This is a genomic window from Gilliamella sp. G0441, assembly GCF_050589305.1.
GTDB lineage: Bacteria > Pseudomonadota > Gammaproteobacteria > Enterobacterales > Orbaceae > Gilliamella.
In genome coordinates this window covers 470987-485405 of record NZ_JBNRJF010000001.1, presented here as the reverse complement: position 1 = coordinate 485405, position 14419 = coordinate 470987, and the positions used below count along the sequence as shown (strand labels likewise).

The following is a 14419-nucleotide window of genomic DNA, read 5'->3' as shown; positions in this document are numbered from 1 at the left end:
CTGTTACTTTACTTGTTATTTTTTTGCCTCAGCTTTGGGCAGTGGTAACAAGGTTAATATATCTTTGAAATCGTCAAATAAAAAATCCGGATCACTAGTCGCTATTGATACACCGTAGTTGTAACCATAAGTTAACGCAACAGTAGGGCAGTTAGCATTCTTTGCTGCTGTAATATCATTTTTAGAGTCACCGACAAAGAGTAATTGATCGTTAAAAAGCCCAAACGTTGCCATAACTTGATAAAGTGGAGCTGGATGAGGTTTTAACTTGATAACATCACCTCCACCTAGCACCAGTTTGAAATATTCTTTAATGCCTAATGATGCTAATAAAGCAGGTAAAAATTGTGCAGGTTTATTGGTAACAAGTGCTAATGGATAATGGTTATCATAAAGTGTTTTTAAGGTCTCTTTAACATGTGGAAAGAGTTTTGTTTCTGCATCGATAACTTTATCGTAGTGCTGATTAAAGCAATTTTTAGCATGGCTAAACAATTCTGCTGTTGGGGTAATATCGATTGCTTTAAATGTACGTTCTAACATAACATCGATACCATTACCTACCCAATTTTTTACTTGATCTTTGCTAACTGTGGGTAATTGTAAATCAGCAAGCATTTGCTGAATAGCTAATGCAAGTCCGGGTACACTATCAACGAGTGTGCCGTCCAGATCAAATGCTATCGCTTGAATGTCATCCAGTTTAGGCATGTTTAACTCCTGCTAATTCTTTTCGCATAGCATCAATAACTGTTTTATAATCAGGTTGTCCAAAAATAGCAGATCCTGCAACAAACATATCAGCACCAGCTTTGGCTATTTCTGCAATATTTTCAACTTTGACACCGCCATCAATTTCAAGCCTGATTTTTTGCCCTGATTCAATAATGCGTTGTTTAACTTGTTGTAATTTTTTTAAAGTTGATGGGATAAATGATTGCCCACCAAAACCGGGGTTAACCCCCATTAATAAAACAATATCAATTTTATCCATTACATAATCTAAATGATCTAACGGAGTCGCCGGATTAAAAACTAAACCAGCGGTACAACCATGATCTTTGATAAGTTGCAACGTTCGGTCAAGATGAATCGTTGCTTCGGGATGAATAGAGATATTGCTAGCACCAGCTTTTGCAAAAGAGACAATAAGTTCTTCGACAGGTGATGCCATTAAATGGACATCGATTGGGGCGTTTATGCCGTAGTCACGTAGCGCTTGGCAAAACATTGCTCCCATTGTCAGATTAGGTACAAAATGATTATCCATGACATCAAAATGGATTACATCAGCTCCTGCATCAATCACTTTTTGTGTTTCTTCACCTAAACAAGCAAAATTTGCTGAAAGTATTGATGGTGCAATAATAAACTCTTTCATAACATACCTCTAATCATAGAAGCTTATACTTAAATTTTTTAATATTTTTTGTATAACGCTAATATTTCGTCAATTTTTTTTCGACCTTCACCATCACAGCTAATTGAGCGTCGCATTTCAGCTCGATAAAGGTGGCGAGCTTTACTGTATAACGTTCTTGTATAATCCGTGTCATGATTGGATACCAGTACTGGAATATTATTTTTATAAGCTATTTTTTCGGCTAATTTAGAGAGTTTTTTATGTTCTTCATAGCCAAAATTATTTGAATAATAAGCCGTAAATCCGGCCGATTCATTTGGTGATAAATAGGGTGGATCACAGTATATCACAGAATTTTGCTTTGCTTTTTTCATAACCTGTTGATAGGGTGCACATATAAATTCCGCATTTTGTGCTTTTTGTGCAAAAAAGTTAAGTTCTTTTTCTGGAAAATAGATTGTTTTATAGCGACCAAATGGTACATTAAAATACCCACTATTGTTATAACGGCATAAACCGTTATAACAGTGGCGATTCAAATAAATAAATAATAAAGATCGTAAATATTGATCTTTACTATAATTAAATACCTCTCTTAATTGATAAAATGCCTCAGGCTGATTATTCTGAGGTTTGAACAATGTTTTTAAATCATTAATAAACTCATTCGGTTTCGTTTTTAATAAATTGAATAATTGAATTAAATCATTATTAATATCAGCTAAAAGGTAGCTTTTATAATTGGTATTTAAGAAGACGGAACCTGCACCAACAAAAGGTTCAATCAGTTGATCTCCCTCTGGTAGATACTGCCTAATGGTGTCCACAAGTTCATATTTTCCTCCAGCCCATTTTAAAAAGGCTCGTTGTTTTTTCAACGGAAACTCCTATGTTGTTTTTGATAGGATAAATGAACCATATCCTTTACTTTCCAATTTTCTCTTTATTTATTGCTGCGCCAGATTTGACCCATGGATTAGCTTTTTGTAGTGCACTCGGTAAAGACTTGATAACTTTTTGTGCTTCATCATATGATGAATATTTACCTTTTACTAAAACAAACCAACTATTATTATCGCGTTTAGTTTCATAAATTTGGTAATCAGTAATGTTATATCTTTCAGCTAATTTTTTTAAATTTTCAATTGATGATGATGCACTAAGTTGAATGGTATAGTCATCATTGTTGAAAATTGAATTAATATTTTTTGAGTTACTTGTATTTCCAACAGTCCTTTTTGTTTGAGTATTTACTTTCTGTTTGACCGTTTGAGTTTCATTAGAATAATTTGGTTCATTTTTTGAATTATATTTACTTGTGTGTGTTTGTTGCTCAATTGAATTTCCACTTAATACAGATGTAGCTTGATTATTGGTTAAAGAATCGGAATTAGTTGCATGCGTGTTACCTATAGAAAGGTTTGAAGCACTACCTATTGATTCATTAATATTGTTATCAGTATTCGATAATAAAGATCCATTGACGTCAGGAGGCGTCAATGGCGTTGGCTCATTTTTATTTGAAGAACTAAATAGCACAAAATAGAGTGATATCAAAAAAATGACGACGGCACAACCAAGAATTATTAATTTTGGTTTAGAAAAATTTTCAACTAAATTTAGTAATTTTAATGAAGTTTTAGAGTCTTTATTTGCTTTTTCTGATATGTAACGGTCATCTCTATCTACACGCATATTTACTCCTTAACTTACTGAGTTGCTATGTTATTAGTTCAGTATCAACTTTAATAATAAAAATTAATAGTCTAAATTTGCTCTATTTTATCGATAATATAACCAGCAACACCTTTAGCACTCTGTTCATCTGTCTTGATAGTAATATCTGCAATTTCTTGATAAAGTGGTTCACGTTCATCTGCAAGTTCTTCGTATAGCTCTCGAGGAGTATTGCCACCTTGTAATAATGGACGACGTTTATCCTTTTGAGTTCTTGCCATTTGTTTTTCAATCGTTGTTTCTAGATAGATCACAATCCCACGAGCTGATAATCGGTTACGTGTTTCTTTAGATAACACTGAACCTCCACCAGTTGCTAGGACTACACCTTGTTTCTCAGTCAATTCATTAATGACTTTCTCTTCTCTGGCGCGGAATCCGTCTTCACCCTCTAAGTCAAAAATCCAGGCAATATCAGCACCCGTACGTTTTTCGATCTCTTGATCTGAGTCAAAAAACTCCATGCCTAATTGTTGCGCAATTTGTCGACCTATTGTGCTTTTTCCTGCCCCCATAGGGCCAATTAGAAAAATATTTCGCTTTTCTGCCATTGTAGTTTCATCATCTATTAATTTTGGTTAAAATTTACCACACAATAAAAACTTTGATGATTTTAACAATCATATGATGCCTATTGTGTAACATTTCTTGTATCTCCGTCTAATACGACAAAAATTTAGGGTGGTAATTATCTCAATAGAAAGCCCCTTTTTGCAATAGGTATTTTAGCAATAGTTTTAGCTGATACCTGCCTGGTGCAGATCATGTATATTTAAAGCGCCAACTAATTCACCTTCAGTATTCACTACAGGTGCAGCAGTAATATTGTGATAATTAAATGATTTTAAAGCTTCAGTCGCTTTCCAACTTGCGGGTATTCTATATCCGGGACTCGTCATAACAGTTTTTATACTGTCATGTAGTGTACCATTTTTTAACAACAATCGTCTTAAATCTCCATCTGTAAATACCCCTATAATTTTATTATCATCCTGACAGATTGCCACTAATCCAACGCCAGTCCTACTAAGTTCCAGCATTGCGTCAAAAACTGTTGCAGTGTGTGAAACTTTTGGAATTGATTCACCTGTTCTCATTACATCTTTAACTTGATTAAGTAATTTTGCACCTAGACTACCAGCTGGATGTGAACGAGCAAAATCTTCTTCTTTAAAACCTCTAGCTCGCATCACAGCAATAACGAGTGCATCCCCCATCAATAAGGTGTTAGTTGAACTTGATGTTGGTGCTAATCCCATAGGGCATGCTTCTTTTTCAATTGAAATATCAATCACAGCATCTGCCGCTTTTGCTAATGGTGAGTCTAATGTCCCAGTTATTGCAATAACAGGAACATTCATTGAAGCCAGTATTGGAAGTATAAAGTTAAACTCTTTTGCACGACCAGAATATGAGATTAGAATAGCAACATCGTTTTCACTTACCATACCTAGATCTCCGTGTAGCGCTTCTGTTGGATGCATAAAAAAAGAAGGAGAGCCAGTACTTGCTAAAGAAGCTGAAATTTTTTTTCCAATATGTCCCGATTTTCCAATACCTGATACAACAATTTTCCCCTTTGCCATCAAAATGAGTTTGCAAGCTTTAATAAAATCTTCGCCTAGGCGTTGAGGTAATTTTTGAGCTTCGCTTAATTCTAACTCAAGAAGTTCTCGACCATATTTTAATAATTTATCCATTTCAATTAGCCTATGGAATGTCTTTAAACGGTAACCATATGATTTGTATCATTTTATAATTAAAAATGTAAATAATGATTTATTATGTTAGCTCACAGTGTATCAAGTAACAGCCAAATATTCAAAAATAAAGCGAGTTATTTTTTTTGAATTAGCAATACTGACGTTCAATAGAGACTTACATAAGTGTTAATTTAAGTTAGTATTGTTGGTTTAACTTCCTAAAGCAACTTTCAAACCTAGTATCACAATCATAATCCCTAAGATTTTATCAATGATAAACTGTACTTTATAATAGCGTCTTTGGATGGTCTGGGTTTGGAAAATAAAGACGACAAAAGGCCACCACAAAATGGCTTCCGTCCAAATAATCAGAGCAACTAATAATTTATCATACAGTGTAGAATTTTCATTTAGTACTTGAGTAAATATGGCTAGAAAAAATAAAGTCGCTTTAGGATTAAGCAAGTTACATAAAAAACCTTGAATAAAAGCTGTTTTGGTGGTGATTATTCTACTATTTGATACGGAACCTATATAATTAGAACCCCTATTTTTGGCAAGTAACGCTTTAATTCCTATCCAAATTAAGTATGTAGCACCAACATAACGTAATGCATTATAGAGTATAGGTGTTGTAGAAATTAGTAATGCGATACCTGCAACACAATAGCTCATATGGATTAATATGGCGATGATGATACCCAAACACGTGAATAAAGCTATTTTTCGGCTATAGCTTAAACTATTTTTTAAAACTAAAAAAAGTCGGGCCCGGGCGAAATCATTCCCAAAAAACTAACGGTAGTAACTATGAGCATGGTATCGACAGTCATTTTAACCCTATTTTTATTGTTCTGCAGAATGATTTAAGGTTGCGATTTTGGATTTATTTTGTTCAATAAATTGTTTTTTATCCCTGTCGGTTTCGGTTAGATAATCGGTTAAAAATTTAGCATTACTTTTAATTTGTGCACCATTTAAAATCAATCTAGGCAAATCAATTTGATAGATTGTTTGATCGGGAGATTTGTTCAAATTTTCAGATTTTGCATTCGTTAATAAATAAAGTTTACGCTCTTTTTGAGATAGGCGATTAATGGTAGGGGTACCTGAACCCATCATTAAGTGATCTGGAAAAATATAAAAGATCGTATCTTCAAGCAATCCGTTATGCTCTAAATACTGGATAAATTGTCCGACATTATAATCCAGTGAGGCAGCAACAAATGACATATTGTCATCTTTAGGTGTAATAACCGATGCCATTCGTTCATCGTAAAATCCATTAGGGGCATGGGTTGAAACGGTTGAAATAAATAAAGCAAAAGGTTGATTTGCCTCATTCATATCATTAATTTGTTTTTTAGCGATATCAAAAATATCTTTGTCATATAATCCAAATGGTGCTTTAGGGTATTGGGATGGATAATTTTTTTCCGAAACAACTTGCATTCCCAATAGTTCAGCTGTGTGACCGATACCAGCAAAGTCAGGGCCAGCCATAACATAGCGAGTTTGATATCCCGCTTTTTTAAGGACATCACCTAAGTTAATTAATTGAGTTTGATTACTTTTCATCAATGGAGAAGTTGAGTATCCACCAATTAAAAAAGGCACGCCCGTCATGTAAGTATACATTGATGCAGTTGTCCAGCTACTACCAACACTCATTGGCATATTCGGGAAGAAAGTATATGTTTGACGTAATTGTCTTAAATTCGGTGTGATATCCGCAAAATCTAAAAAACCTTGCTCAAACGATTCTAACGAAATGACGACAATATTTTTTCCTTTATGACTAATTAACTGATTTTTATTAGTATAGTCAGTCATATTGAGCATTTGTAGAGCTTGTTCAAATGATTCCCGCGGTGCGTTTGTCACTTGATAAATTTCGTATAAACGGCTTAAAGGGCCATTGTGATAACTGATGCTGATAATGGCAATGATAGCAAATACCAAACGCAGTAATGGATGACATTTGCGTTTAAATAAACCCGCTAACTTGAACAGTAAAAATACAAAACCCAAAAAGACAGCAGTAACCAAGAGTGCTTGTACTTTAAAAATAAATAATCCTTGTACAATGTCATTGATGTTTAAATTGACGTAAAACTGATAATCTATAAAGCCGCCACTAAAATAGATTGAAGTTAACTCCATGACAATAAAAACTGTCAACAGGCTGATCACCAGCAGTTGCCACTTTTTGCGTTTAAAAAAAGAGGCAACCACGACGGTAATAATTAAAAGAGGTAAAACAATTAATGTCGAAAGTGGCATAGAACAAAATACTCAATAATTAACTTTTGCATAAGTATATACTTAATATTATGAAAAATAAAAAGCAGCGAGTATTTTTATTTCAATAGCTAGATAGAATGCTGTTAACTGACAATTTTGAGTGTAATTAATCTATTATTTATCAAAAAATAAATTAAAAATTAACATTTTTTTGTTAAGGTTAAATCATAACCATTTGATAAGTTAATCGGATATTTAGCATATCGATATTTTTATAATCTTATTTCTATAAATATTATTTATAACTCATAAAAAAGATTGAAATAAAATGTTGAATAGGTAAGGATAATTCATCGTGATTTTTAAGCATAAAGTTAACCAACAGCCTAAAAGCCAATGTAATTGAAAATAAGGAGTCAAAATGTTTAGTAAAGAAATGACTATTGCCGATTATGACAAGGAGTTGTGGGATGCCATTAAGGGTGAAGAACAACGTCAAGAAGATCATCTTGAATTAATTGCATCTGAAAATTATGCCAGCCCAAGAGTCATGCAAGCACAAGGTTCTCAATTAACCAATAAATATGCAGAAGGGTATCCAGATAAACGTTACTACGGTGGTTGTGAATATGTTGATATCGTTGAAAAACTGGCTATTGAACGAGCTAAAACGTTATTTGGTGCTGATTATGCTAACGTACAACCCCATTCCGGTTCGCAAGCTAATTTTGCCGTATATACTGCGTTATTAAATCCTGGCGATACAGTACTGGGTATGAATTTATCTGAAGGTGGTCATTTAACCCATGGTGCACCAGTTAGTTTTTCAGGCAAGCTTTATCATGTGGTTGCCTATGGTGTTGATGAGGCAGGTCGTATCGATTATGAACAGTTAGCGACCATTGCTAAGGAGTCGAAACCTAAAATGATTATTGGTGGTTTTTCTGCTTATTCTGGTATTGTTGACTGGAAGCGTATGCGTGAAATTGCTGATAGTGTGGGTGCTTATTTATTTGTGGATATGGCGCATGTTGCAGGTTTAGTGGCAGCAGGTGTTTATCCAAATCCTGTTCCTTATGCGCATGTGGTCACCACAACAACCCATAAAACCCTTGGTGGACCAAGGGGGGGATTAATTTTGGCAAAAGGTGGTAGTGAAGATCTTTATAAAAAATTAAATTCATCGGTATTTCCGGGTGCCCAAGGTGGGCCTTTAATGCATGTCATTGCAGCAAAAGCGGTGGCATTAAAAGAGGCAATGGAACCAGCTTATCAACAATACCAACAGCAAGTCGTTAAAAATGCACAAGCAATGGTTGATGTGATTTTAAAGCGGGGTTATAAAGTTGTTTCAGGTGAAACACACAATCATCTATTTTTGATTGATTTAGTCGATAAAAAAATTACAGGTAAAGAAGCCGATGCAGCATTAGGTAGTGCAAATATTACCGTGAATAAAAATAGTGTACCAAAAGATCCACAAAGTCCATTTGTGACATCAGGTATTCGTATTGGTTCACCAGCGATTACAAGGCGAGGATTTAAAGAGCCAGAGTCTCGTGAATTGGCTAATTGGATTTGTGATGTTTTAGATAATATTGATGATGAACAAGCTATTCAAGCTGTTAAAGAAAAAGTATTAGCAATATGTCGGCGTTTACCTGTTTATCAACATTAAGATATAATGATTATCGCCAATCATCGGCGATAATCATTGATTTGTTTTTATTGTTTTTCTGTGTCACTAGTTTTTTGTATGAGTTCTTGCTTATGTTGCTCTATAAAGTGTTTTATATGACCTTTATGCCATAACCATCCACCTGTTATACCTATACCTAATACTAAAGCTATCCAAAATACAATAGCAAATTTATTACGACGTTTTCTCATTGGATCTCGTAAATTACGTTTAGCATTTTTTGGTAATTCCGCTTTACTAGTGAGTAATCCGCCTAATAATAAGTTTATCTTAACTTGCCCATTAATTGCCCAACCGGATGCTTCAAGAAGTGGTCCAAGTGTTCGGTGCCTTAATTTTAGCCAAGCCAAAATGACAGAAGGTCCCGATATGACTAAGAATAATCCAATAATAACCAAAGGAAGTTGCCACCAGCTTAATGAAAATAGCGCTTGGAAAATAGTTGCTAAAGCGGTACCGATTGCGCCAATAGCTAAACCAATTGCGGCAAATATACCGACACTTTTGCCAATATCAAATTTAGTCTCTGGATTTTGTAAGACTTGTGTACCGGTTTTTTCGATATCAGCGTCCTTACTGGTTGCCCATTTGTTAATTTGTTCAGTAATAAGGCGACCAATACGTTGATAAGGTGCCCATATGGCTTGCTGGATACTGATTGGTTTTGTGATAATTTTAACCACATTAGCATCCCAATCATTACCATCGTTGTCAATAAATACACCATTTCGACCTTCAATCAATAAATCACCTTGTCCAGCGGTAATGGCTGCGGCGATCAGCTTTTTTTCACCTTTTCGTGTACATTCACAATAAAGTAGGCATAACTCTGAGTAACCAGACATCGTTGAATGTTTGGCAATGTTATCAACTGAAACACAAAGTGTTGCACAGCGACCATCAATATAGAGTTTACCAAGTTGAAATGCTGCTCTTTTTTCAAGTGAAAAGAAATCTGAAAAAGAGGTAAAATTAACCAATAAACGATAAAGATGTTTATGAAAGAGAACTAGTTTTTCTAAAATTAGCACATCGGAAGCAGAAATTGGGGTTTTATTATCTTGCTCAACCATCTCTTGGAATTGAGAAAATAAATCTTTTTTTATTATATTATTAATTGTACTGGTCGATAACTCTTCAATACTAGCAGTAGGTTGAATTGTAACCTCTAACTTTTCCATTTTTGGTGACGAATTAATCAAAGAAGAATAAGCATCCAGACTTGATTGAATGTGTTGCCATTCCTCTTCTGTTAATTGATTAGGATTTGTTAAGAGTGGAGAAACAAGACTCTTAAATCGTGTAATTTTAGTTTTCCATAAAGGATTGAGACCATTTACTAGATCAAGGAAGTTGTGGGTATCAATTTTAGATAAAGGTAATTCTGCTAACGCTTCATCTGATAGTAAACCATTCTCAGTTGGAACGATATATTTTTCATCAACATTTAATGCTGTTTGTGCTTGTGGGGCATATTGAGCAAGTTCGACTCGCAAAAAATAATCATCAATTTTGGGTTTTAATGTTTGAACTAAATTCCATATTTCTGAACTATTTTCACCAAATGGTGTTTGGGTGTTTCTGATATCGGTTTGCCATTGTTTCCATGTTTGTAGATTTTTGACGAATGTCATGGCAATGGCTAAGTTAATACCTTCTTCACCGCTCATATCTTTTTCAGCACCAACGGTTTTTATTGCAGATTTAATAAAAGTTTGCATGTCAGATGAAAGTTCATTTGAAGGTGGGAATATTAAATCACCGTTGTATAATTTGCCTGAATTAATCTTAATCGATTTTTGGACATCTTCTTGGGTTAAATAATCATAACCACTTTTATTTAAACTGGTAAGAATACTGTTCGCTGTGACTAGTAACTTTTGTCCATCTTCGGTTGTGGTATCAATTTGTGACAAAGGTAACACATCGGAAGCATTCAAAATTGTTTCGAAAGAGAGTATTTTACTTCTTGTCCAGCTTATCGCATCTAAAATATCAGGTATTCTAATGCGCCCATCTTGGTCTTCATCTAATAATGTTAACGTTCTTTTGTCAAAATCTAGTCCAGTTGTAGGACAACTCAGTGCAACCCATAATTTTGGATCAAGATTGGGTAAATTGATAATGTCTTGCGCATTTTTAAATACAACTTGATCTAAGCCACCAACACGTTGAAATGTCCACATATGACTCATAATAACCTCCATACTGAAATTCATTTATATTTCCTTTAATTAAATAAATATAACAGTATTAGTTGTTTAAGGAAAGAGAACAGTAATTTCACTTTAGCGAAGTTTTTAGTAAAATTTTGGCGAATTGATTTTAGTTGCTTAAGGCAACTTTATGATAGAATAACGTTATATCAGTTAATTGCCAAATAAAAATACAGAATATGTCATTAATCAACCTCACAAATGCTTACCTTTCCTTTAGCGATGCGCCTCTACTTGATCATATTGATATGTCAATTGAAGCTAATGAGCGAGTCTGTCTTGTCGGACGTAATGGAGCCGGTAAATCAACACTGCTTAAAGTCCTTAATAAAGAAGTACCGTTAGATGAAGGTCAAATTATTTATGAGAATAATGTTGTTGTGTCACGTTTACAACAAGATCCTCCAAGGGATATTCAAGGAAATGTTTTTGATTTCGTTGCAGAAGGCTTAAAAGAACAAGCTCAAATATTGAGGGATTATTATGATTTATCTCATCGTATTGAACTCGATCCTAGTGAAAGTAATTTGGCTAAATTAGCGAAATTACAAGAGCAATTAGATCAACAAAATGGTTGGCAACTTGATAATCGCATTCGTAATGTTATCTCTTCACTTTCATTAGATGGTGATGCGCTACTGTCATCCTTATCAGGTGGGTGGTTACGTAAAGCTGCATTGGCTAAAGCATTAGTGTGTCAACCGTCAGTGTTATTACTGGATGAGCCAACTAACCATTTAGATATTGAAACGATTAAATGGCTTGAGGAGTTTTTAAAAAGCTTTAATGGCAGTATTGTATTTATTTCACATGATCGTTCTTTTATTCGACAAATGGCAACACGTATTATTGATCTCGATAGGGGAAAAGTGGCTTCATGGGGTGGGGACTATGATAGCTACCTTATTGGTAAAGAAGAGGCCTTGCGTGTAGAAGAGTTGCAAAATGCAGAATTTGATAAAAAGTTAGCTCAAGAGGAAGTCTGGATACGTCAAGGGATTAAAGCTCGTCGAACACGTAACGAAGGTAGAGTACGTGCTTTAAAAGCAATGAGACAAGAGTATGCGCAGCGTCGCCAAGTCATGGGCAGTGCGAAAATGCAAATTGAAGAAGCGTTGCGCTCTGGCAAGATTGTTTTTGAGTTAGATAATGTGAGCTATCAAGTCGCAGATAAATTATTGGTTAATGATTTTACGGTACAAGTATTACGTGGTGATAAAATTGCGCTGATTGGTCCTAATGGTATAGGTAAAACAACACTTTTAAAGCTGATGTTAGGTAACTTACAGCCGACATCGGGTAGCGTCCATTGTGGTACCAAATTGGAAGTCGCTTATTTTGATCAGTATCGACTTGAATTGGATCCTGAAAAGACAGTGATGGATAATTTGGCTGAAGGTAAACAAGAGGTGATGGTTAATGGTCGATCTCGTCACGTGCTTGGCTATTTGCAGGACTTTTTGTTTCCACCTAAACGCGCCAGAACTCCTGTTCGTGCATTATCAGGGGGGGAGCGAAATCGTTTATTGTTAGCTAAATTATTTTTAAAACCAAGTAATTTATTAGTACTCGATGAGCCCACCAATGATCTGGATATTGAAACATTAGAGTTATTAGAAGAGCTAGTCAATGATTATCAAGGCACCGTTTTATTGGTTAGCCATGATCGACAGTTTGTTGATAATGTGGTTACTCAATGTTGGTTTTTTGAAGAAAAAGGTCATATCGGTATTTATGCAGGCGGATATACTGATGCTTTACAGCAACAGCAGCAAGCAAAACCCGTGTCGGTGAATAAAAATAGTGCACCGGTTAAAAAAGATGAAAAAGCGGTAACTGCTCAAGCTAACGTGCCTGAAGCGAAAAAGAAAGTAAAGTTAAGTTATCATGAACAACGTGAATTAGCACAGTTACCAAGCCAAATAGAGCAATTGGAATTAGCAATAGCTGATTTACAAGCGCAAATAGGGCACAGTGACTTTTTCAATCAACCCCACGAGGTGACGAGCCCGATTTTAACTGACTTAGCCAATAAAGAAGCTGAACTAGAAGCCATCTTTGCACGTTGGGAAGCGCTTGAGTCGTTAAGTCAACAATAGTCGTGTTAAGAGCTTGCTTGGCAAGCTCTTGTTAGCATTTACCATGTTCTTTTTGTTAATACAAAAAAGAGTGCTAATGCGAAAATGACAAATATTGCACCAATAAACCCGATATACTCGGTTGATAGTCTGACTAATACTTGGCTACCTACAAACGCACCTGCTCCAATGCCGATATTATAAATACCTGAATAAACAGATGTTGCAATATCAGCTGCATCTGGAGCAACATCAATGACTTTACTTTGCATAACCATGCCGATGATGGTGATCGCAAGTCCCCATAACATGCCTTGTAAGATTGCAGTGATTAAATTGAACGAGCAAACATAGAGTGAAAGTAAACAAATCATCAATAATAACAAAGGGATGATTAGAATTGCTGTTGGATGTCTATCCGAATATTTAGCAAAGACAACACTACCGATCATACCTGAAAAACCAATAGCTAATAGTATGCTAACCACCACTTTTTCGTTAAAGCCACCGACATTTATCATAAATGGGGTGATATAGGTATAAGCACAAAAATGCCCAGTAATAATAATTGCTGTTAACAGATAGATATTAAGTAATACTGGTCGTTTAAGTACTTTCGGAATATCACGGATAGATAAGGTGTCTGTGCTTGGCACAGGCGGTAATAAATAGAGTAATGAAACCATGACACAAAAAGCAATAAAACCGATACATAAAAAAGTAATCCGCCAACCAACAACTTGTCCAATTATCGTGCCAATTGGAATACCTAAAATTGTTGCCATTGAAACGCCAACAACAATAAAGCCCATTGCTTTAGCTTTTTTGCCATTGGGTGCAAGTCGAACAGCTAAAGGCGTAGTAATAGCCCAAAATACAGCGTGCGCACAGGCGATCCCAATTCTGGCTACCATTAAACTATAAAAATCCCAAGCAAAACCCGCTAAGATATGGCTACCAATAAATAAACAGAATAAGAAAACAAGGAGTTTTCGGCGATCCATTTTTGAGGTTAATACCGTTAAGGGTAACGATAATAATGAAACAGACCAAGCATAGATAGTTAATAATAATCCAGCATGCGCTTCATCCATTGAAAAACTTTTAGCGATGTTGGGTAATAACCCTACAGGAACAAATTCGGTGGTATTAAAAATAAATGCTGCAAATGCCAAACATAATATTGACGACCAAATTCGAGACCGTTTATTAGCATTATTTATCATGTTGTTTTTCAAAGAAGGGATAAATAGATTGATAGTCATTATAACTGAATAATGTTCTTTATTAAACAGACAGCAAAGATAATTCTATCATCTTTGATGACAACTAATCGGCATTCTTTATCGATTTTGTACCTTCATTCGCAACAGGTATAT

Annotated in this window: 11 protein-coding genes and 1 pseudogene; 2 read left to right on the top strand and 10 right to left on the bottom strand. The window is 35.0% G+C overall.

Annotated features, from left to right (window positions below):
- Window positions 1-15: 15 nt before the first annotated feature.
- From ACKJXD_RS02135 to ACKJXD_RS02100, 8 genes and pseudogenes are all read right to left on the bottom strand, one after another.
- The gene (locus ACKJXD_RS02135; RefSeq protein ID WP_220215586.1) at window positions 16-711 is read right to left on the bottom strand and encodes a phosphoglycolate phosphatase; all 696 of its coding nucleotides are present in this window, start codon (window positions 709-711) and stop codon (window positions 16-18) included.
- Complete coding sequence (gene rpe / locus ACKJXD_RS02130) at window positions 704-1381, bottom strand: ribulose-phosphate 3-epimerase (protein ID WP_220215585.1); 678 nt, start codon at window positions 1379-1381, stop codon at window positions 704-706. The genes ACKJXD_RS02135 and rpe overlap by 8 nt, the downstream gene beginning before the upstream one ends.
- A 38-nt stretch (window positions 1382-1419) precedes the next feature.
- Complete coding sequence (locus tag ACKJXD_RS02125; RefSeq protein ID WP_220215584.1) at window positions 1420-2241, bottom strand: Dam family site-specific DNA-(adenine-N6)-methyltransferase; 822 nt, start codon at window positions 2239-2241, stop codon at window positions 1420-1422.
- Between the two features lie 46 nt (window positions 2242-2287).
- Window positions 2288-3058, bottom strand: a complete 771-nt coding sequence (locus tag ACKJXD_RS02120) for an SPOR domain-containing protein (protein ID WP_220215583.1) — start codon at window positions 3056-3058, stop codon at window positions 2288-2290.
- Window positions 3059-3129: 71 nt separating this feature from the next.
- The gene (gene aroK / locus ACKJXD_RS02115) at window positions 3130-3651 is read right to left on the bottom strand and encodes a shikimate kinase AroK (RefSeq protein WP_220215582.1); all 522 of its coding nucleotides are present in this window, start codon (window positions 3649-3651) and stop codon (window positions 3130-3132) included.
- Window positions 3652-3837: 186 nt separating this feature from the next.
- A complete protein-coding gene (gene gutQ, locus ACKJXD_RS02110; RefSeq protein WP_220215581.1) occupies window positions 3838-4800 on the bottom strand; it encodes an arabinose-5-phosphate isomerase GutQ in 963 nt (320 codons plus the stop codon).
- A 213-nt stretch (window positions 4801-5013) separates the two neighbouring features.
- A pseudogene (locus tag ACKJXD_RS02105) lies at window positions 5014-5636 on the bottom strand (LysE family transporter).
- A gap of 13 nt (window positions 5637-5649) precedes the next feature.
- Entirely contained in the window at window positions 5650-7086 is a 1437-nt protein-coding gene (locus ACKJXD_RS02100; protein ID WP_430875371.1) for a sulfatase-like hydrolase/transferase, read from the bottom strand.
- Between the two features lie 382 nt (window positions 7087-7468).
- On the opposite strand from ACKJXD_RS02100, the gene glyA reads away from it, so the two are divergent.
- Window positions 7469-8725, top strand: coding sequence for a serine hydroxymethyltransferase (gene glyA, locus ACKJXD_RS02095; protein WP_430875370.1), 1257 nt, complete (start codon window positions 7469-7471; stop codon window positions 8723-8725).
- Window positions 8726-8772: 47 nt separating this feature from the next.
- On the opposite strand, the gene ACKJXD_RS02090 is transcribed toward glyA, so the two are convergent.
- Window positions 8773-10965: a hypothetical protein gene (locus ACKJXD_RS02090; RefSeq protein ID WP_430875369.1), complete on the bottom strand. Its 2193-nt coding sequence runs from the start codon at window positions 10963-10965 to the stop codon at window positions 8773-8775.
- 176 nt (window positions 10966-11141) lie between these two features.
- On the opposite strand from ACKJXD_RS02090, the gene ACKJXD_RS02085 reads away from it, so the two are divergent.
- The gene (locus ACKJXD_RS02085; RefSeq protein ID WP_430875368.1) at window positions 11142-13061 is read left to right on the top strand and encodes an ABC transporter ATP-binding protein; all 1920 of its coding nucleotides are present in this window, start codon (window positions 11142-11144) and stop codon (window positions 13059-13061) included.
- A gap of 38 nt (window positions 13062-13099) precedes the next feature.
- Here the strand turns inward: ACKJXD_RS02085 and ACKJXD_RS02080 are convergent, their stop codons facing one another.
- Window positions 13100-14266, bottom strand: a complete 1167-nt coding sequence (locus tag ACKJXD_RS02080; protein ID WP_267359412.1) for a sugar transporter — start codon at window positions 14264-14266, stop codon at window positions 13100-13102.
- Window positions 14267-14419 lie beyond the last annotated feature (153 nt).